The sequence below is a fragment of the Arcticibacter sp. genome, assembly GCF_045629565.1.
Taxonomy (GTDB): domain Bacteria; phylum Bacteroidota; class Bacteroidia; order Sphingobacteriales; family Sphingobacteriaceae; genus Arcticibacter.
The window spans coordinates 16,707-37,165 of sequence record NZ_JAZQRL010000027.1; the positions used below are offsets into that span (position 1 = coordinate 16,707).

The window sequence follows — 20,459 nt, forward strand, 5'->3', positions numbered from 1 at the left end:
ATTTAAAGCTTAATTAGTTCGTTGATAGTTTAGTTGATTGGCTAATTGAAATATGGAGCTTCATGAAAGCAGGTTTTCGTAAGAGGCTGCTATCTTGTTGATCCCAAACCTGTCAATAATGTCTTCCTTGATTGCTTTTGAATTCCAGGATGCGTTACAAGCTTTGACAGTATGCTCCTTAAATGACTGTAGATCTCCCTGATCAATTATATAACCGTTAAATCCCGGTCTGATAATCAATGGAATTCCACTAACATTAAATGATACGACGGGAACGCCAACCGATAAAGATTCGATGACTACGTTTGGAAAGCCCTCTGTAAAAGAAGTCAATACCATCAGATCATATTCTGAAATCACTTTTGTTATATGCTGAACTACACCCGCCAGTTTTACACGGTTTGCGACCCCTAATGAATGTATCTTTTCCTGAAGCTCAGCCTTTACAGGGCCATCACCAACTATGGTCAGGGTATATTCAAAAGGCAGAGCGCTAAAAATATCCAGCAACCTGAACAAGCCTTTCTCTTTTGCTAATCGCGCAACTACGATAAGGTGCTTGCCGGGCCGATTGGTGCTACACTTTATAATGGGTGTCGATAAAACTGGATTGGGTATCACTACCAGCTTGTCATCGGGAATGTGGTAATTTCGGATAAGCGAACTTTTTACTTCTTCAGACTGACATATTCCGAACTTAATCCTTCTGTATATTGTGGGAACAAAGAGATCTATAATCCGTGATTTAAACCCGCTGTATGGCAGGATAATTTCTAAGACATTGGACTCCCGGGCAACAAGAGTGGGTATGCGGCAAAATATAGACACAATGGACAAAAGGGCTGTGATGTGGCTTCCTGTGGTAAAAACAGCATGAGGATTCTCTGATCTTACCAAATTGAGGATTCTGGAAAACGAAAGTGAGACTCTGATTGAATTTAACCGAATAACCCGTACTCCCTCTATTTCAGGCGAAAAGAAAGGGTTTCGGGAGTCTAAAACAATCAGCGTGACTTTATATTTTGATTTATCAAGATATTGCGATAAAAGCCAATACACCCGTTCGGATCCTCCGGCCTGCAGAGAGCTGACTATAAAAAATATTGTTTTCATTTAAGGTTGTGCCTCGATTAAACAAATGCCTTCTGCATCATGTAGTAACATAGATACTTCGTATTAATAACCAGGTATTCTCTAAGATTATATTTCCTTAAGTCGGCGCCGAACTCGTCTAAATAAACTGAATATCCCTTTTTCATATACTCCGAATTCTTTATAATACCAAGCCTGTTCGACAATCTATCATCACCTTCATCGTCATATGATCGAACAGGAGTACTATCATAAAAAACTTTGTAGCCACTTTTCGCAATTGATAGCCAGGTTATACTTTCAAAACCCCTAAGATCCCTTAATAGAAATTCCTTTAACACTTCAGACCTGCAAATGGGCAGATATTCTCCTACACTGCAACTTAACAGGTCTTTGTATATTTTGAAGCCCCTAAAAGAGGGATCATATAACAGGCTTCCGTTTCTTAATAGTCTGGTGCCGGAAAAGAGTAAATCGAACTCATTCTTTTGTACCAGATCTATGAGGTATGCTAGTGCTCCATCCTCCAAAAGGTCATCAGAGTCCAGCAGAACAATATATTGATTCCTGGAATTCAATATGCCAGTGTTTTTTGCTGCGGCTACACCGCTATTTTCGCTATGTTTAACCAGCCTGATTCGATTTTCAGCAACTAGCGACCTCAACTCATCTTCGGTGCCGTCAGTTGATCCGTCATCAACTACCACTATTTCGGTCGAGGTATTATCTTCCATTTGCTTTAATACGCTGTTAATGGCCCTCCTGACTTTGTAGGCGCGATTAAAGGTTGGAATTACAAAGGATAAAAGCATCTTCAAAAGTTTAGGCTGGAACGTGGATCATTTTCATTTTATAGGAATGAAGCAGGCTGAAATACAAGAAAACCGTGGGACCATCGGCACTTATTAACCATGCATTATGAGACAGGGCATTTATTGATACTGCCAAAAATGAAAAACATAAACAAACTATTAACGAATTCTCCCGAACCTTTATATTTTGTATGACCAGTTTTAGCACTTTCAGTACTTTAAAGTACAAGGCTATAAGCAGGCCGATGCCCAGGAACGGCCCTAAATAAGTCACGAACATAAGATATGCATTATGAGAGGTCAGTCCGGATGAAAACACATGGTTGCGATAGACGACCTCCTTCCAGGTTTTGCCGTAAAAAATCAATCCATATGGATAATTTCCTACTATCTTAATATTCTCCAGGGTAAGACCAGAACGGTTAAATCGGGCATCGTTCTCTTCGTTTTTGGTAACAATATTATTTTTTGTGTCCAGTGACTCTTTAACTACATAAGTATAAGAGCCATATCCTACGGCAAGTAGGATGCCGATAATAAAAACCGCTTTAAAGCCCTCATAAAACAGCAAAAACAGAAGTGAGGTAAACACGAAGGCAACAAAGACCGATCTGTTCATGCCCAGGAAGATTAATACACTGCAGGCTAGAAACACAATAGGTTTCCATATAAACGGCTTCCTGTATGTAAAGGAATAAATGAAGGCAAATGACACCAGGGCAGCCAGCTGATAACCAAAGGTAAATATGGTAGTAGAAATTCCGGATGGGCTCTGTAGTACTTGCTCTCCCATTATCAATTCCCGAATCTTGATACTTTCGGAAACGAAGAAGTGGTTTAAAACCATTATCAAAGCCGATAACAGAAGAAGTGAGAAAAAGATAAGGACAGAATACTGAAATCTGACAGCGTTGCTCCCGACGATAAAATTAAAATACACGGCGCAGATAAGGACAACAAAACTATATGCGAGAAACGACTTTAAATCGTGCTGTCCTACAGCATAATAAAAAAAAGCAGCAATGGTAAATAACATTACCTCCTTACGATAGAGAAACGCAATAGTCTTATCCCTGAAGAACAGAAAAAGGGGCGTTATGAAAACTGCTGGTGCTGGAATCCTGAAGAACCCGGTCATAAAAATGCCAAATGTCAGCGAATAGAGATAAAATCCCATCAGAACAAAAAGTATCAATCTTTTAAACGTCATGGTATATTCCTATATGCGCTATAGCTGTATCTCATTTTCTAACAACCTTGAAGAGGGTAATCGCTATTATCTTTAAATCAACCCAAAAGTTATTGTCATTGATATACTTAAGGTTTTGCTCTATTTTCAGCGGAATAATCGTATTTATATAAAAATGCTCCGGGTCATCAGATGTGGCCAAAATCTCACTTTCGTTATGGAACTGTATAGAGGCCCAGTCTGTTATGCCCGGTTTTACTGACAGAATACTGCATTGCCTTTTATCATAGAGATCTACATACTTCCTAACTTCCGGGCGTGGCCCCACTAAGCTCATATCGCCCGTCAGAACGTTGAGAAGCTGGGGTAGTTCATCCATTTTATATTTCCTTAACCAGTAACCACAGCTGGTTATTCTGGTATCGATGTTACTAATAGTCAGCAGGCCTGACTTCTCAGAACCTTTAAACATTGTTCTGAATTTATAGAGACTAAAGTCTTTGTTGTTAAGCCCTACTCTGGTTTGTTTGTAGAAAACCGGTCCCTTTGAATCTAATAAGACACATAGCGAGACCACAATAAAGACAGGGCTGAGCACTATCAGACCGATCACGGAAAGTGAGATATCGAAAGCTCGTTTTAACATACTATTGCTTTGATATTATGTGAACAGTATTCCTCTATTTTCTTTTAAATCACCTAAGGATCTGTGAGATTCGATATGAGGTTCTTTCGTCACCGTCTCATTCAGATGATACTGGACTTCATGAATAACGGAGTCTATGACAAACTTACTTTGCTCTTCTTCCAGCTGCGGATAAATAGGCAAAGAAATCTCGCATGCATACTGCCTGTAAGAATTAGGATAGTCATTGATAGAATAGCCCAGGTTTTTAAATAGTGTAAACATTGGCATCGGTATGAAGTGCACATTCACACAAATGCCTTTTTCCGTGAGATGCTCAATAATATGGTCGCGCTCTCTTTCGGTAATACCCCTTATTCTTAAAGGAAATATATGGTAACTCGACTCTCGTTCCTCATCTTGTAAAGGAGGAGGCACAAACCAATTAAACGCTTTGAACGCGCTGAAATATTTATAAGCTATTTCTTTACGGGAAGAAAGCAATTTGCGCTGATACTGCCTTATCTGAGCCAGCCCTATTGCAGCACAAATGTCGGGCATATTGAATTTCAAGCCCTGGAAAAGGATATCATATTTCCAGTTTCCAGCTCTGGATTTTGAATACGCATCCCTGTTCTGACCATTGAGTGAATAGATCTTCAGAAAATCATAGACCAGCTCATTATCAAAGTCTTCGGGGAGGTTTAAGCAAATACAGCCTCCTTCCGCAGTTGTAATGTTTTTAACCGCATGAAAGGAAAAGATACTGACATCAGCTTTAACTGATGCTGATTTCCCCTCATACACTGCTCCGATAGAATGCGCCGCATCTGAAATTAGTAATATCCGGCCGAGTTTCGATTGATTGGCACTCTCCGGCTTGAAGATATTTATTACTTCCGGATCATTTATAACAGCCATGATCGCATTATAGTCACAGGGCCAACCAGCAATATCGACTGGAATAATGACCTTAGTTTTGGATGTTATTGCCTGTTTTATCTTATCAACGTCAATGGTTAGATCATCAGAAATATCTACCATAACAGGTGTAGCACCGCAGTTCAAAACGCACAGAGCCGTGGCGCTATAAGTATATGCCGGCATGATCACTTCGTCCCCCTCCTTAACCCCAAACCACTTAAGCATTAAAATGGCACCCGACGTCCATGAGTTAACACAGACCGCTGCTTTTGTTCCAGTAAGTTTTACAACTTCGCACTCTAGCGCCTTCACCTTAGGACCTGTAGTAATCCATTTGGATTGCAGCGTATCGATCACTTCATTGATTACTGCCTCATCAATATAAGGTGGCGAAAATGGAATGTTCATATCAGAATATGTTTAGAGATATTTGAAATCATTTACAAACAGCATTGTGGTTATTCTGGGATCAGTGTTTTCCAGCTGGAGGAGATCCGCTCCGGTGAGTTGGCTATGTTGATTGATCTGCAGTTTTGAGATAGTCTGGTCCTGAGTGATGTATCCTGGAGTATTTTTAAAATTGATGTACTTAAAAGCTCAGGATTATTATTTTCAATCAGTAATCCATTCCAATTGTTCTTGATAATTTCCGACGGCCCATATTGGCAATCGACGGAAACACAGGGACATCCAAGACTCATCGCTTCGATCAAAGCATTTGGGTATCCCTCATTTCTCGAAGACAAAACAAATAATTCAGCCTGGGTATAGTAATCCTGAAGATTAGATTTAAATCCGACCAGCTTGATATGATCTTCCATCTTCAGATCATGAATCTGCTTAAGCAGCTTTTCGCGTTCTGAGCCTTCTCCCGATATAATCAGATCAACATCTTTCAGGTCCATTTTGCTATAGACATCAATCAACACATCAAATCCTTTGACATAATCCAACCGGCCCACGCTGAGAATAAATTTTCTGTCATAAACACGGTCCGTAGTGGCATGGCCAAATTGGTTGATCGGATTGTTTATAATCTTGTAATTGTTCAATTTCCTGAACATCCTGTTTTTTTTAAAAGATCCAATCATGCCCCCTGAGGGAACAACTATCGCCAAGGCCCGACTGTATGCGACATAGGAAATAAATGAGGTAAATAAGCCAAATGTATTTACAGTATGATCAGGAGTGGTTCTTTCGGACACCACATACGGTACCCTGCAAAGAATACAGGATATTCCGGTCCAGATGTTAACTGATGTAGTAAAAGAGATCACGCATCTCGGCCTTTCTTTTATCAGAAAATAGACAAACTTGACAAACGTAACAGCGGCAAACCATATTCTGGCGAGAATATCAGTTCTCGAATTTCTGCGCAACAGGGTTATCAGCTTAATATTCGAGTCTAAAGAATAGGCTTGTTCGGCAGCGTTCAAGCATACCACCACAACTTCAAGCCCTTGTTTATGAAAGTGATTACCTAAATTTACAATCACCCTCTCAGCGCCGCCGCCCTGCAGTGAATTGATAGCTAAGAAAACTTTTGTCCTCACTGTTTATGAAATAAACAACATATCCATCTCTATGTACCCTATTGCTAAAATATCGACCTCATTGTTTGGACCGCGTTTGTAAATCGAGTGTTCCGTACCTCGAATAAAAAATAGCGTCTGAGATAGAATATGAATAAGGCAAGCTTTTGGGAAAAATTATGATGGAAATTATTTATGATAATATTAAAATCACTTAGCTGTTTCTTCCTTAAGAACTCCGCACTTTTCATGCTCCAGACCCCACCTTTGTGCTTTCTGTAACAACTCATGACTTCCGGAATCACATAGATCTTTTTTCGGGAATGAAATGTTGCAAAAAGTTTTAAAAACTTGTCTGCTGCATTACAGTTCAGGTACCACTCCTGATCAAACAGATCTACAATACAGTCCTTTCTTACCACTAACGATGAAGTAGCTGTTTCAGCTTGCCTGTTAACAATGAGATCATTATAATCATATTCCAGCATAACAGGGTTAGGATTGACATATAGGAGATTGCCCGGGCTGTCAATTTCTTTATAATAGTGACAGCAGATAACGTAGTCGGGATTATCTTCCAAAAAGTCTACCTGTTTCTGGAGTTTGTTAGAGTTGGTCCAAAAATCATCTCCATCGCAAAATGCAATGTACTTTCCCTTAGCTGCTTTAATGGTTCTGATTGCATTATTGTTAGCTCCTACATTACTTGTTGATGTGATTAACTGTATTCTATCCGGATACTTCGATGCATATTCATCCAAGATAGCTCTTGTTCCGTCACTAGAACAATCCTCTCCAATTAATATCTCATACTTAAAATCAGTACGCTGCATTAAAAAGCCTTCAACGGCATTTGATATAAATTTTTCGTGATTATACGTTATGCAACATACGCTAATCATCACTTCAGGAGTATTTGGTTCCATCTATAAATTGATTTTGCTATCGCTTAAAATTGTTGCTATCTCTTTCTCTAACAGAATGGTTTCCGGCGATGCACTAATAACAGCCGAAGAGGCGTAGTTTTGAGTTCTTAACATGATTCTGGCAATCATTTCAGTGTCCGAAGAAGTAAGTGTGTGGTAGAGCGGTAAACAAACTACTCTCTTGACGACAGATTCGCAAACCGGTAAACTTGGCTTAGACACATAAGGCAGCGTTGCCAGCGATGGATAGAAATATCGCCTGCAATATATCTTTTCCTGTGCCAGAACCTCCATACATCTCAGCATTAATGCTTCGGAAGCGAACAGAACTGGGAAATAAGCAAAATTATAATCCCTCTCATCATTTAACTCCTGGAAACTCACATCCAAACCGCTGAGGATCTCCCTGTAGTGCAGATAGAGCTCCTTTCTTTTACTTAAAATCTCGTCAATGTGGTTAAGATTGCATAAACCCATGGCTGCATGAAACTCGCTATTCTTTCCATTAATACCCAGTTCAGCAAAGTCATCGGGACCATTGTGTCCAAAGTTTCTGATAAAAGCCATCTTCTTTAGCAGTTCAGGGCACTGGGTAAAAACGGCGCCGCCTTCAACCGTGTGAAAAAGTTTAGTGGCGTGGAAACTCGTTGTACTGATATCTCCATATTCGAAAACAGATCTGCCTTTATATTTAACTCCGAAGCAATGAGCGGCGTCATAGATAACCTTCAACCCATGACGTGCAGCAATGTCCTGAATGGCATCAATATTACAAGGAACGCCAAAAACATGGGTCGCCAGGATAGCGGAAGTTTCAGGAGTTATCGCTGCCTCTATATTTGCTGGATTAATATTGAATGTACCGGGTTTAATGTCTACAAAAACAGGATTGCATCCCTCCCATACTATGCTGCTGGTTGTGGCCACATAGGAGAACGGAGTGGTAATAATATCACCCTGTAGCCCAAGTGCCTTTATAGCAATCTGGAGAGCCATCGTGCCGTTCGAAATATATAACATATGATCCAGGTTGAGGTATCTCTTTAACCTCAGCTCCAACTCGTTGACCAGGGGACCGTTATTGGTGAGCCATTGACGTTCCCAAATACTATTGATGTAGCTGTCGTACTCCTTTATCTGCGGAAGGTACGGTTTGGTAACTGGTATCATAATTTTAGAATTAGTTGTCTGAAATCTGAGATTGCTGAAAGCTTGGTAGCGTTAGCACTGAATAGATAAATAATAATGTATATGGTGCTAACAAGTGTGATTCTGACCAGATCATTTGCCATCAAATCACTTACTAAATATCTATCGCCAAAGACACAAATGAAACCAGTTAAGATTGATAGAGAAATAGAGGGTAATAAGTCAATAATCTGTTCTTTAACAGGGTACCCGATAATTTTACCGCTATAGATCGAGTTGATATAATAGCCTATGAAACTGTAACCTAACTGGAAAAATAATAGCCCATAAATGCCGAGAGGGATGACACATATGATCCCGATTACACTGCTTACCTTCTTTATAACTTCCAGCTTTAAAAAAAGATCACTTCTCCCTTTTACTTTTAAAATATTCAGATTAAATGAATGAAGGGGATACATGATGCCTGCAGCACACAGAATTCTGAAATAGGGAACCGCTGGTAGCCATCGCTCTGTCAACAAAATCCGGAAAAGAGGTTCGGCAATTAATATTAAAATAATCAGCATAGGCGCATTCCAAAACACAACCTGCTTTAAAATTCGCTTATAAACCATCTTGAGTCTGTGGTTATCGTCAGAAATGGAAGCAAACATAGGGTAAGTCACCTTATTCATGGCGGCTGCTAAATTGCTGACGGGGAATTGACTCATTGAATCAGCTCTGGAATAAAATCCTAATTGCGTTGCAGAATAATATTTACCGATGATAATGACATAAATATTTTGGTAAAGCGTTTCAAGCAGACCCGACAAAGTCATTTTATATCCAAAATTAAAATGGCGTTTAAAGCTGTTTTTGTCAAAGATGAATTCTGGTCTCCAATCTGAAAACATCCAATGCATAAGAGCTAGCAAAAATGAACTGAACAAACTCATCCAAACTAAGCTCCACACTCCGAATCCGGCCTTTGCTATCACAATGCCGAGGATGCCCGAGCCGACAATTGCAGGAATCTGCATAAATGCCTGAATTTTAAAATTCATCATTTTAATAAAGCGCGTATTGTGAACACCGTAACTGGCGTTAATAATAAAAGAGATACCAGTAACTCGGATGATATCGACCAAAATATCTTGCTTGTAAAATGAGGCTATCAACGGTGCCACAAAGAAAAGCATTGCATAAACTACAACACTTCCCGCCAAATTAAATAGAAAGACGGTGGAGTAATCACTCTGATCAACCTCGGCAGACCGGATCAGAGAGGATGTAAGTCCACTATCCATCAAAGAACTTCCAACAGCTATAAACACATAGACCATTGCCACAAGTCCGAACTCTTCGGGTCCCAGTAAACGGGCTAAAACGATACCGATAACTAAGCTGACTAGTTTTGCTCCGAATTGCTGAATAAATGACCAACCGATCCCCGCAATTGCTGTCTCCCTAAAACTCATTTTACACCTTCGGAGTTAGAGCTCAACCAGCGGCGTAGTCCTCTCCGCTTCACCTTCTTTTATGAACCAGTCGACGGTCTCTCTCAATCCTGTTTCGAAACTGAAGAGAGGTCTGTAATGGAGTAATCTTTGCGCCTTTTCGATAGCTGCAAGTGAATGAGGGATATCCCCGGCCCGCTCAGGCCCATACTCCGGAAAAATATCGGCTATTTGCGGATCCAATTTTGACAATGTGGCCTTAATCTCTGCCACGAGTTCATTTAAGGTCGTCTGCTGTCCATATGCCACATTGTAAACTTCGTTGATGGCAGCACTTGAGTCTGTAAGTGCTGCTTTTATATTCATTTGAAGCACGTTATCGATGTAAGTGAAGTCCCTGGAGTAATTTCCGTCACCGTGTATTACCGGTTTGGTACCCTTCATCAACATCTTTATAAACCTGGGTATCACTGCCGAGTAGGCGCCTTCAGGGTTTTGTCTCGGACCAAAGACATTGAAATATCTCAGTCCTATTAACTCCATTTTATAAGTCTTGGAAAATACATCCGCATACAACTCATTAACATACTTGGTTACGGCATAGGGGGACAATGGTTTTCCTATTCTATCTTCGCTCTTAGGTAGTTCAGTGCTGTCGCCGTAAGTTGAGGACGATGCTGCATAGATGATGCGCATTACACCTTCATCCCGGCCAGCAACCAACATATTAATAAAGCCCGAAACGTTCACCTCATTACTCATCAAAGGGTCGTTTACTGAGCGGGGAACCGACCCCAAGGCAGCCTCATGAAACACAATATTTATATCCTTAACGGCATCTCTGCAGGTAGCTAAATCGCGGATGTCACCCTCCAGAAGTTCAAAATTTGGATATTGCCAAAAGCTGTCCAGATTCTTTCTGAACCCAGTGGAGAAGTTATCGAGCACGCGAACTTTGCCTGCGGAGTACTTAAGAAGGTACTCAACCAGGTGAGAGCCTATAAATCCGGCTCCCCCTGTTACCAAAAAGTTCAAAGTTGAAAGATCTTTATCCTCATGATGAGAAGACAGCTGCGTTTTCATAAATGTTTGGTTAGTTTTATAACCTTGCATGAACCATAGAATCAGGCAAGAAGGATTTAATGTCGTAAATCACAGCCTCTGCTTTGCACAATGCAGATATATCAAGGTCAATAAATTCCTTGTGTGCTACGGCAAGGAGCACAGCGTCATATCTTTTCGGTACGAAATCTCCGTTTTGGCAAATAATACCATATTCTTGCTTCACTTGCTTAGAGTCGGCCAGCGGATCATGTATGCATACCTTGACATGATATTCTTCCAGGCGTCTGATGATATCGATAACTTTGGTATTGCGTACATCAGGACAGTTCTCTTTGAACGTAAATCCCAATATCAACACCTCACTGTTGATCACATTCGTACCTTTTGATAGCATGCTCTTAACAAGTTGATCAGCTACATATGCACCCATACCGTCATTTACACGTCGGCCTGCCAGGATGATTTCGGGATAATAACCTATCTCCTGGGCCTTCTGAGCAAGGTAGTACGGGTCTACACCAATGCAATGTCCACCTACCAAACCAGGTCTGAAATTCAAGAAGTTCCACTTTGTGCCTGCCGCGTTTAAGACCTCTTGTGTATCTATACCGAGCTTATTGAATATCATCGCGAGTTCATTTACAAAGGCTATGTTGATATCACGCTGTGAGTTCTCGATAACTTTAGCAGCCTCTGCCACCTTTATCGATGATGCCTTGTATGTTCCGGCCGTAATTACAGAGCTGTATAGCTGATCAATTATATCCAACGAAGCTTCGGTCGATCCTGAGGTTATTTTACGTATCCTTGCTACAGTGTGTTCCTTATCACCAGGATTAATTCTTTCTGGAGAATAACCGACAAAGAAATTTTCGTTGAACGTCAGACTTGATTGCCTTTCCAGAATAGGTACACATTCATCCTCTGTTACACCTGGATAAACCGTTGACTCATATATAACAATATCTCCGTCTTTTAACACGCTGCCCACCAATGTGCTGGCATGCAAGAGCGGGGTAAGATCAGGTCGTCTGTTTCGATCCACAGGAGTTGGCACCGTTACAATAAACATATTGCAGCTCTCGAGATACTGCTTATCGGTTGTGCAAAATAGTCCGGTAAGTGATGTACAATCAAAGCTCAGAACACCCTGCAATCCCTCCTCGTCAATCTCCCGTGTGTGATCAAAAGCTGATTTCAACTCCGATATCCTTTTGCTATTGATGTCATAACCTACTACCTTGTAACGCTTAGCAAATTCTACGGCCAGCGGCAAACCAACGTAGCCAAGTCCGATAACCCCAATCTTTTTGTTTTTTACTATTTGAGAACTCATAATTATTGCAGCATAAGATTTCTGGATAAAATTTTGATATAGCTTCGCTGTTCCCACTTACATGAGGGCGATTGGAGAATGAACACATTGAAGTATATGGCTTCGCCACTTCCACTTACATGGATACTCAGCCTAAATGAAAAGTATTATTGGCAGCACACTGCGATATCAGGCAACATGAGCAGGAAACGCTCACTACAATTTAATTGGTTAGCTCCTTTTTCTTGGCGCTGTCGGCAACATACTGGTACCTGCCATAGCCATAAGCATTGCCATTCTCTCTTTTTGCATCGTTAAACACGACCTGCAAGTTTTTTAGCTTTTTATTTTCAGCAATATCACGTATAATTTCTAACTGGGAAATGTTGGTGAAATTATATCTCACCATATAGATGCTCGCATCTGTGTAAGGAGCAAGGCTGAATGCATCCGCAACTTGTCCGACCGGTGATGTATCAACGATCACGTAGTCAAATCGATTTCGGAGTTCCTGTATTAATCCCGCTATCTTATAACTCATCAATAACTCTGAAGGATTTTCAGAAATGCTTCCGCTACCAATTACAGACAAATAAGGCGACTCCTCTGATGGAATAATGATATCATCAAGCTGAACGTCATCGGCATTCAGATAATCACTCAATCCAGTCGTTGCAGTTACACCCATGTATCGCAATAAATCTGGTTTCCGGAAGTCAAACTCAAGCAAGACAACGGTCTTATTAATAAATGCCATTGACATCCCAAGATTGATACTAAAAAAAGTCTTTCCCTCGCCCTTCATACTGGAAGTAACTAAAAGTACCTGCGAGAAGTTATTGGGATTCATGAAACTAAGATTCATCCGTATATAGCGGAAAAGCTCCGAGATAGCCGTTCTGCTATCCTTCTTGATAATCAGCGCTTCCTCCTTCTTTTTTCTGCTCAGCTCCCCGAGTATACGAATGCCGTCGATTGACTTCACATCGGATATGTCCAATACTTTTGCGTTAATGGTATCTTTTAAATAAATCCCACATACTGGGAATATGATACCCGCTAAAAAAGAACACAAGTAAATTAAGTCAGACTTAGGACTTTCGGGTGTTGAGTTATAGGCAGGCTTATCTATGACCTGGGAATTCGGCACCGTAGATGATAATGATAGCGCGGTCTCCTCTCTCTTTTGTAGCAGGTAATGAAATAACCCTTCTTTAACCGCTTGAGCGCGGTTCCGTTCTAACAATCCTCTTTCCAGTACAGGCATCTTTTGAATTTCAGAAGTATATCTTGAATTGCTGGATACCAGACTATTCCGCTCCAGAACCAGGTTTCGTTTAACATTGGCAAGACTTTCCCTTATACTTGCTTTGATTCCAGTAAGCTGCTGATCTATTCCAAAAATTAGCGGGTTTTCGAGCCGCACACTCCTTAGCAAGCGCTGTTTTTCGAGCTGTAGGTCATTATACTTACTCATTAGAGACGTTAAGGTCGCATCCTGTACCGTCAATGAACTGGGTACCAAATTATTACTATTACCTTTGAAGCGGAGATACTTTTCTATTGAATTAATGACGCTGATCTGAACATCTGTAGCGGCCAGTCGTCGGCTGTAATCGCCGGAGTTCTGCACGCTGAACTGCGCGTCAGAGTTTAGATTGGTGACCATATTTTGTTGCTTATAGCTCTCTACATCCTGGGCAACACTACTTAAATCTTCGGACAAGTATTTGAGCCGGTTATCGATAAAGTTTATCGTGCTCCTGGCAATTATCCCCTTGTTATGCACGTTTTCCAGATTATATTTTTCAATCAACTTACTCATGATCTCAACGCCTCTCTGAGGAACTGCGTCCATCAGATTAAGTACGATTGTATTTGCGTCTTTAGCAATGGGCATAATAACAAGCTTACTTAAACTATAGCTTTCAGCCATGGTATGAAGATCCCGAAATTCAATATGTACCGGTTGATCAAACTTAGCAAAGGCCGGACCCTTAAAAACTGTAATGGTGTAATCCTTCCGTTTTATAGGGCTTCCAAACGCATAGGTTTTACTAAAGGTGCTGTCGTTTAAAACAAACCGATTTCTATCCAGTATTTCTAGTGAAATTTTATTTTTCGCATAGGCTTCCCTGCTAAGACTATCAACTTTTACCTCAACGGGTAGTGCATCCCCATAAAGTTCTCTATTCTTTAAAAAACCTTTTGTAAAGTATTTAGTTTCGAGTGAGAGGTCTTCCAAAACCTTTATCAAAAGGTCCTTCGAACGCAAAACTTCGATTTCATTCTGCACAGTGCTGAAGCTGTGAAACATATCCAAGTCGCTAAACGCAGATTCTTTTCCTTTTGCTTCAGAACCGTTACTTTCTTTGATGAGCAACGTACTGCTGATCTTATATTGAGGTGTAGACAGTATGAGATATACAGACGCTACACCAAGGCAGAATATGACAGATATTAGAAATACGTACCAGTATTTTAGGTATTTAAACAAGTCTTTCAAAATCTCCATCGTCTAGGTCAGTTAGGATAGTTTTAGATTAGGGTAGCCAACGCTAATTGTTGTATAGAAAGGCGGTTAACAACACGGTAAATGCTGAAATCGCTGACACCCAAACCGGCATTAATCGGTTACTGTTGCTATAAATCTTTTCTTTTGTTTTCTCGGCCTCCACGTATATTACATCATTCTGTTTCAAATAAAAATATGGTGAGTTTAATATGCTCTTCTTGTTAAGGTTTAGCCGAACCATGTTTCTGACGCCGTCAGCCTCTCTGATAACTAAGACATTTTCCCGCTTCCCGTATGGGGTCATATCTCCGGCTCTTCCCAGGGCCTCCAAAAGGTTGATCCGTTCGTCAGTAATCAAAAACGTTTCTGGTCTGTTAACTTCACCAATAACTGTAATCCGAAAATTCAAATATTTGACGTTAACAACCGGATCCTTGACATACTTGTTAACTTCTTTGGTCAGGGACTTTTGAGCTTCCTCAAGATTTAGTCCAGCTAGCTTAACAAAGCCTACCACGGGAAAATTGATCATACCGTCTTGATTTACTTTATAACCATCCTTCTCCAAATAACTGTTGCTCGCTCCTTGTCTGCCTGGATTAGCTATAAACAAGACATTTGATTCAGCACTGAGCGTATTTACCGAAATGTCAAGAATGTCATTTTGCTGAATAACCGGATTTACATTGTTGATCACCTTAGTTACTATTTCCGAGCTGTCGGACAAATCACTGAAGTATACGAGGTTTCGCTTCGAGCCGCATGAACTAAACAGGGTAATTAATAGAAAAACAGGAATGTATAAATATCTCATAAGATAATCCTCAACACCAATTAATATCAAAGTTATATACTTAAGGAACTAAAAAACCAAGGAAATAAGACTTGTATAGTCACATGTAGAAATCTTCAAGCATTTTCACAGACTGAGATAAATAAATTTACCACTAGTCATACTTGTAAAAATTTAATGCCCACTGAGTAATTATAATTCAAGAATAAATTCCGGCGTTTACTTAACATTATTAATAAAGGTCAATACTCCGCTTAATCAATAGTTAAGTATCTTTACCAACCATTAATGCAAATATTCATTTTTAATCCGCTGGGATGATATTGCTCTCTTAACTGTACTGCTATTTGTGTAAACCTCAAAGTCATTCGTATCATTGACGATGTTGGCTCCCACACCAATAATATTCGCTTTCCCGATTTTCAAATTCTGATTTACAGTAGAACTTAAACCCAGAAATGAGTTGTCTCCCACTCGTGCATCTCCGCCCATAAAACAGCCGGAAAGCATAACGTTATCTCCAATTTTGCAATGATGGGCAATATGAGCGGAAAAAAGAATACAGTTTGAACCAATGCTTACAAACGGCTGAATTACAGTACCCTCTCCAATAAAAACATTGTCTCCGCACGTCAGATCCATCCAAATTGTCGCTTTTGAGGATATATAGGTAATGCACGAATATCCGTTATCTTTCACTTTATGGTATATTCGTTCTCTTACAGAATTGTTGCCAACAGCAATAAAAATCTTATAGTCGTCGGGTGGATATATGGATGGTAATTCCTCGAAGTCTATGATTGGTAATTCGCGAACCGTCCTGCCTTCGGGCATAAATTCCTCCTCTATGCAAAAGGCAACAACCTCATAAGGTGAATCATTGGTTAACACAAAATGGACATAATCGGCCAACTTTCCGACGCCAAAAATAATTACTTTCATAAACGCTGCATTACTGGTTAGTAGTTTTTTCCTGCTGGATTAGAACACTAATATAAATACTTCATGCAGTAACAGAACGGCCGGATATTGATTGCTCTTTTAATTGAATACTTTCGAGAATTGCTTACTCAAAGTGCGAAGTTTGGTTCTCCTAATTTCGCTTAAGAATAACATGATTTTACATTCATGAATTTACCATACTATAATAAAGTAAAGTGGAATGGTTTAAGTAAATCCAGAGGAATAAAAAAAGTTAGGGACGATAGAATCCTATCGTCCCTAACTTTAACCAGGTGAACACAGCTTTTTGTCTATGCCTGTTTATTTTTGCACCTCAGCTTTTTCCTTTTCTAATCGTCTCTCCTCATTTCTGTTCTCTAACCAACCGCTATATAACAGCCTTTTGTCAATATTAGGTTTCGGAAAGAAATAGCTTGCCGCATAGCCGACAATGATTACAATAAGGTGGCTATAAACACCAAGCATCAATGTATTATGTGTAAAATTAAAGGCTCCCAGATCTAATAAAATGACTTTGTTATCGCCAATTCCAACCGCCGTTGAAGTAAGCACGGCATAAGCAGTAAAGACAATGCACACAATTATGGCAATAGTAATTCCCGGCGTGTTGGTACGCGTAGTAAACAGTCCGAGAAGAAAGATACCCACTATACCTCCTGAAAAGATAGCGTAGAGTGTGAATACAATGCCTAAAACTCCTTCATGACCTGCATTGACATACAGCATAGCGATCATCATCGAAATTAATCCGGAAAATACTACAGTCAGCTTAGAAGCTTTCAAATACTGCTTGTCTGTCTTACCCGGCGCCAACTTTTTATAGTAATCTTCTACGCACACCGCTGCTAGCGAATTCAGATCAGCGCTTAAGCTACAAATGGCTGCTGATATCATCGCTGAGAGAATCAAACCCACAACGCCTACAGGTAATTGGGTCATAATAAAATACGGAAAAACTGCGTCTGCCCTGATATCAGCAGGCACAGGCTGTTGTCGGTAAAAGACAAAAAGCGCCGTACCAATCAACATAAAGATCGTCCATATCGGAACAGTCAGCATGATACCCAGCATAGACGCCCTGATTGCCTCTTTATCTGTCTTAGCGGTTAAATAGCGTTGAACAACCGTTTGATCCGTTCCATACTTCTGGATGGCGTAGAAGGCACCATTTATAGCCATAACCAGGAAGGTTAATTTGGTAAGATCCCATTCGTAAGGACCAAAACCGGTTCTTCCATGTTCGGATGCTACTCTCCACACTTCCATGGGCCCCCCATCTACAGAATACAATAACACACCCATACAGATGATTCCGCTTATAAAGAGCATAAATCCCTGGAACACATCCAGCCAGATAACCGCTTCTATTCCCCCTAGCAGATTAACTAAGATAATGAGTGCTCCGACGATAAAAATAATGGTAAACGTGTTAGCATCAATCATCCTGTTCAGAGCGATTGCGAGCAGGAAAAAAACCGTCCCCATTCCCGAAAACTGCCGTAGCACAAAGGCAACGGAGCTATAATACCTCGCGAAGCTTCCAAAACGCTGTTCAAAGTACTCATAGGTGCTCAGGTTAATCACCTTTCGGTATAAGGGCACTATAAACCATATAACGCCTACCAAGACTATTGGTACCATTAATCCCTGTACCAATAAAATCCAGTTAGACGAATAGCCTGTACCTGGATAAGCAAGAAAAGTCACACTGCTTATAAGAGTCGCTAACAGAGAAATGCCTAATGCCCAGGAAGGAACTCTCCCCTTCGCTAGAAAATAATTATTCGTTGTGCGCTGTTTTTTGGAAAATCTTAATCCGAAACAAAGTGTTCCTATCAAGAATACAACGATAATTGCGTAATCTATCGGATGCATTGTCGAGTTCATATTTTAGTTATAATTGGTTGGTGATTGAGTTCTTACTTGGTTAGTACTGCCAGATCGATGACGGCCAGACGTAACTGCCAGGTTTTAAAGTGAGATGAATCCCTTCTTTCTCTTTAATCTTCATTCGTATGACTCCGGGTGACAGTTCCTGAACGGGAAAGAATTTATTATAGTTCAGCTTACTCATGATGACAGATGCAGTTTCTCCACCCTCTATAACGAGCTCATCAACGTCGACATACTGCATGGTATTTCGCACTACGTCTGCGATTACTTCTGATATAGAGCCATCCAGCTTACCCGCGTCAATCGAATTGATTTGGTCAACTGCGATGATAACCGAATCATTCGTCTCTAAGCAAGAAGTAACAGTGTCTTGCCATGCATTGATCAGTTTTGACCTGTCGACCGCCTCACAAAACATCTCCGCCGGCATATACGCGACCTTCTTTCCAGAGTCAAAGGCATTAGCGACCATGCTCCGACTCCCCTGAAAGGCACTTCCGCATACATACAAGATGCGCTTCCCTAAATTCAGTTGTTGCCTCGTGACGTCATTTTTCTTACCTAAATGTCTTAATAAAGCATGGAAGAAACTTGATCCGCCCGCCAGAACCGTATCATCGTCCAGTCGCGCTGCCCAATGGTCCAGATCTTCCTCATTGACAGCATTACCAATAATAAGCGATTTATGTGTAAAGTCATCTCCTATCGATATAACGTCGGTATCTTCCCGCTTTCCGTTTCCAATAAGATCTACAACGTTCGAAGATTTTACCCCGTCACGTGAATTCGTTGAAAACCTGGAGCGGTGCAATGGAGCCCCTTCAAAGTAATAGACTCCATCTTGTATTATTCGCTTCAGTGATGGGTTCGCAGGGACAAGCAACGCCCTTTTCTTGCCCGAAACGGCGATTTGCTCCAGAAGCTCTTCACTTACATTTCCTCTCAGAACAGAATCGATCTTTTTATAGATCAACTGAGGTTGTAGCTGCATTAACTCAGATGTTGTCTGTCTGATTATGGACCTTGCCTCTTCGGGTTCTTTTGACCGGGTATTAGTGGCAATGATCAGCACATCCGTTCCTGGTTCCGGTGCCACTATGGTGTTTATAACTACTTTCCAACCAAGCCTGACAGCAATCCCCCCTATTTCGGCGGCACCGGTAAAATCATCTGCAATAACGGCTATCATCTTCTATCGCTTATTTACTCCTACCATGTTGATTGCGTATTCTATCGCCAGGTTCATCGCGTCAGGACTTGCGATTCCTTTTCCGGCTATTTCCATCGCGGTTCCATGATCTACAGATGTCCTGATGATGGGAAGACCCAATGTGATATTTACACCTCTCACACTCTTCATTTGCTTTGCCGATTTATCCCAGTTAAAGCCAACAACTTTGAACGGAATATGCCCCTGGTCATGGTACATAGCCACAACGCCATCATATACACCGCCGATAGCCTTCGGGAATAATGTGTCGGCCGGCACTGGCCCCTCTACCTGGTAGCCTCGTTTTCTAGCCTCCTCAATCGCCGGAATAATTTCGTGCTCTTCCTCATCGCCGAACAGCCCCCCATCACTGGCGTGGGGGTTCAGGCCCGCAACACCTATCTTAGGCTGAGCGATACCCAGTTGCTGACAAGCTTTTACAATCAGATCTATGGTATCAAGAATTCGTTCCTTTTTTACGAGGTCGCAAGCCTGTCTTAAAGAAACATGCGTCGACACGTGAATTACCCTTAAATCGTCTTCCACCAGCAGCATTCCATATTTCTTCGTATTGGTGTAGTGCGCATAAATTTCGGTGTGACCGGAGAAAAAATGCCCTGCCAAATGTATAGACTCCTTATTGATAGGTCCTGTCACCGTTGCATCTATCTCCTTATCCATCGCCAGCTCAATAACTTTTACAACCGACCGGAAAGCCGCATCTCCGGCTGCTGTAGAATTTTGGCCCGTTACAATCTCAGCACTGTCATATTTCAGATCGTACACGTCGATAGTACCGAATTCAAACTTGGCATCATTTACAGCATAAACCGGATTAACATTCAGATTAAGCTTATAATGCGCTATTGTCTTCCGGCAAATCTCAGCGTCACCTACCAAAAGCGGATTGCAGCGTTCATATATCGAAGGCGAAGCCAAAGCTTTCACAGCCACTTCCGGACCAATACTCGCAGGATCACCCATGGTAATTCCTAAAACAGGTTTTTTAATAGTCAT

The 20,459-nt window shown here is 40.9% G+C and carries 17 protein-coding genes; all 17 read right to left on the reverse strand.

The window, feature by feature from the left end; translation table 11 throughout:
* Positions 1–60 precede the first annotated feature (60 nt).
* Positions 61–1,113 carry a glycosyltransferase gene (locus tag ACKI5J_RS02730; protein WP_407426261.1) on the reverse strand — a complete coding sequence of 351 codons (1,053 nt, stop codon included), beginning with the start codon at positions 1,111–1,113 and terminating at the stop codon, positions 61–63.
* Between the two features lie 17 nt (positions 1,114–1,130).
* Entirely contained in the window at positions 1,131–1,904 is a 774-nt protein-coding gene (locus tag ACKI5J_RS02735) for a glycosyltransferase family 2 protein (protein WP_407426263.1), read from the reverse strand.
* Between the two features lie 10 nt (positions 1,905–1,914).
* The gene (locus ACKI5J_RS02740; protein ID WP_407426265.1) at positions 1,915–3,114 is read right to left on the reverse strand and encodes a hypothetical protein; all 1,200 of its coding nucleotides are present in this window, start codon (positions 3,112–3,114) and stop codon (positions 1,915–1,917) included.
* Positions 3,115–3,145: 31 nt separating this feature from the next.
* The gene (locus tag ACKI5J_RS02745) at positions 3,146–3,739 is read right to left on the reverse strand and encodes a sugar transferase (protein ID WP_407426267.1); all 594 of its coding nucleotides are present in this window, start codon (positions 3,737–3,739) and stop codon (positions 3,146–3,148) included.
* A gap of 15 nt (positions 3,740–3,754) precedes the next feature.
* Positions 3,755–5,050 carry a DegT/DnrJ/EryC1/StrS family aminotransferase gene (locus tag ACKI5J_RS02750; protein ID WP_407426268.1) on the reverse strand — a complete coding sequence of 432 codons (1,296 nt, stop codon included), beginning with the start codon at positions 5,048–5,050 and terminating at the stop codon, positions 3,755–3,757.
* Between the two features lie 50 nt (positions 5,051–5,100).
* Entirely contained in the window at positions 5,101–6,195 is a 1,095-nt protein-coding gene (locus ACKI5J_RS02755) for a glycosyltransferase (RefSeq protein WP_407426270.1), read from the reverse strand.
* A gap of 44 nt (positions 6,196–6,239) precedes the next feature.
* The gene (locus tag ACKI5J_RS02760) at positions 6,240–7,100 is read right to left on the reverse strand and encodes a glycosyltransferase family 2 protein (protein ID WP_407426272.1); all 861 of its coding nucleotides are present in this window, start codon (positions 7,098–7,100) and stop codon (positions 6,240–6,242) included.
* Positions 7,101–8,270 (reverse strand): DegT/DnrJ/EryC1/StrS family aminotransferase, encoded by a 1,170-nt coding sequence (locus tag ACKI5J_RS02765; protein WP_407426274.1) that lies wholly within the window; start codon positions 8,268–8,270, stop codon positions 7,101–7,103.
* A complete protein-coding gene (locus tag ACKI5J_RS02770) occupies positions 8,267–9,709 on the reverse strand; it encodes a lipopolysaccharide biosynthesis protein (RefSeq protein WP_407426276.1) in 1,443 nt (480 codons plus the stop codon). Before ACKI5J_RS02770 ends, ACKI5J_RS02765 begins: the two co-directional genes overlap by 4 nt.
* A 15-nt stretch (positions 9,710–9,724) precedes the next feature.
* Positions 9,725–10,771 (reverse strand): SDR family oxidoreductase, encoded by a 1,047-nt coding sequence (locus ACKI5J_RS02775; RefSeq protein ID WP_407426278.1) that lies wholly within the window; start codon positions 10,769–10,771, stop codon positions 9,725–9,727.
* A gap of 16 nt (positions 10,772–10,787) precedes the next feature.
* Positions 10,788–12,089, reverse strand: coding sequence for a nucleotide sugar dehydrogenase (locus ACKI5J_RS02780; protein WP_407426280.1), 1,302 nt, complete (start codon positions 12,087–12,089; stop codon positions 10,788–10,790).
* A gap of 202 nt (positions 12,090–12,291) precedes the next feature.
* Positions 12,292–14,583, reverse strand: a complete 2,292-nt coding sequence (locus ACKI5J_RS02785) for a GumC family protein (protein WP_407426282.1) — start codon at positions 14,581–14,583, stop codon at positions 12,292–12,294.
* A gap of 43 nt (positions 14,584–14,626) precedes the next feature.
* Positions 14,627–15,397 carry a polysaccharide biosynthesis/export family protein gene (locus ACKI5J_RS02790; RefSeq protein WP_407426284.1) on the reverse strand — a complete coding sequence of 257 codons (771 nt, stop codon included), beginning with the start codon at positions 15,395–15,397 and terminating at the stop codon, positions 14,627–14,629.
* A gap of 264 nt (positions 15,398–15,661) precedes the next feature.
* On the reverse strand, positions 15,662–16,318 hold the full coding sequence (locus tag ACKI5J_RS02795; protein ID WP_407426286.1) for an acetyltransferase: 657 nt from the start codon (positions 16,316–16,318) through the stop codon (positions 15,662–15,664).
* Positions 16,319–16,639: 321 nt separating this feature from the next.
* Positions 16,640–18,226 (reverse strand): sodium:solute symporter, encoded by a 1,587-nt coding sequence (locus ACKI5J_RS02800; protein WP_407426288.1) that lies wholly within the window; start codon positions 18,224–18,226, stop codon positions 16,640–16,642.
* Positions 18,227–18,266: 40 nt separating this feature from the next.
* Entirely contained in the window at positions 18,267–19,421 is a 1,155-nt protein-coding gene (locus ACKI5J_RS02805; RefSeq protein ID WP_407426290.1) for a four-carbon acid sugar kinase family protein, read from the reverse strand.
* Between the two features lie 3 nt (positions 19,422–19,424).
* A complete protein-coding gene (pdxA, locus tag ACKI5J_RS02810; RefSeq protein WP_407426292.1) occupies positions 19,425–20,459 on the reverse strand; it encodes a 4-hydroxythreonine-4-phosphate dehydrogenase PdxA in 1,035 nt (344 codons plus the stop codon).

Excerpts from the sequence above, each read along its gene's own strand:
- ACKI5J_RS02740 (WP_407426265.1), bottom strand. The coding sequence starts at position 3,114 with ATGACGTTTAAAAGATTGATACTTTTTGTTCTGATGGGATTTTATCTC.
- ACKI5J_RS02790 (WP_407426284.1), bottom strand. The coding sequence starts at position 15,397 with ATGAGATATTTATACATTCCTGTTTTTCTATTAATTACCCTGTTTAGT.
- ACKI5J_RS02735 (WP_407426263.1), bottom strand. The coding sequence starts at position 1,904 with ATGCTTTTATCCTTTGTAATTCCAACCTTTAATCGCGCCTACAAAGTC.
- ACKI5J_RS02770 (WP_407426276.1), bottom strand. The coding sequence starts at position 9,709 with ATGAGTTTTAGGGAGACAGCAATTGCGGGGATCGGTTGGTCATTTATT.
- ACKI5J_RS02795 (WP_407426286.1), bottom strand. The coding sequence starts at position 16,318 with ATGAAAGTAATTATTTTTGGCGTCGGAAAGTTGGCCGATTATGTCCAT.
- ACKI5J_RS02805 (WP_407426290.1), bottom strand. The coding sequence starts at position 19,421 with ATGATAGCCGTTATTGCAGATGATTTTACCGGTGCCGCCGAAATAGGG.
- ACKI5J_RS02785 (WP_407426282.1), bottom strand. The coding sequence starts at position 14,583 with ATGGAGATTTTGAAAGACTTGTTTAAATACCTAAAATACTGGTACGTA.
- ACKI5J_RS02775 (WP_407426278.1), bottom strand. The coding sequence starts at position 10,771 with ATGAAAACGCAGCTGTCTTCTCATCATGAGGATAAAGATCTTTCAACT.
- ACKI5J_RS02760 (WP_407426272.1), bottom strand. The coding sequence starts at position 7,100 with ATGGAACCAAATACTCCTGAAGTGATGATTAGCGTATGTTGCATAACG.
- pdxA (WP_407426292.1), bottom strand. The coding sequence starts at position 20,459 with ATGACTATTAAAAAACCTGTTTTAGGAATTACCATGGGTGATCCTGCG.
- ACKI5J_RS02780 (WP_407426280.1), bottom strand. The coding sequence starts at position 12,089 with ATGAGTTCTCAAATAGTAAAAAACAAAAAGATTGGGGTTATCGGACTT.
- ACKI5J_RS02800 (WP_407426288.1), bottom strand. The coding sequence starts at position 18,226 with ATGAACTCGACAATGCATCCGATAGATTACGCAATTATCGTTGTATTC.
- ACKI5J_RS02750 (WP_407426268.1), bottom strand. The coding sequence starts at position 5,050 with ATGAACATTCCATTTTCGCCACCTTATATTGATGAGGCAGTAATCAAT.
- ACKI5J_RS02765 (WP_407426274.1), bottom strand. The coding sequence starts at position 8,270 with ATGATACCAGTTACCAAACCGTACCTTCCGCAGATAAAGGAGTACGAC.
- ACKI5J_RS02730 (WP_407426261.1), bottom strand. The coding sequence starts at position 1,113 with ATGAAAACAATATTTTTTATAGTCAGCTCTCTGCAGGCCGGAGGATCC.
- ACKI5J_RS02745 (WP_407426267.1), bottom strand. The coding sequence starts at position 3,739 with ATGTTAAAACGAGCTTTCGATATCTCACTTTCCGTGATCGGTCTGATA.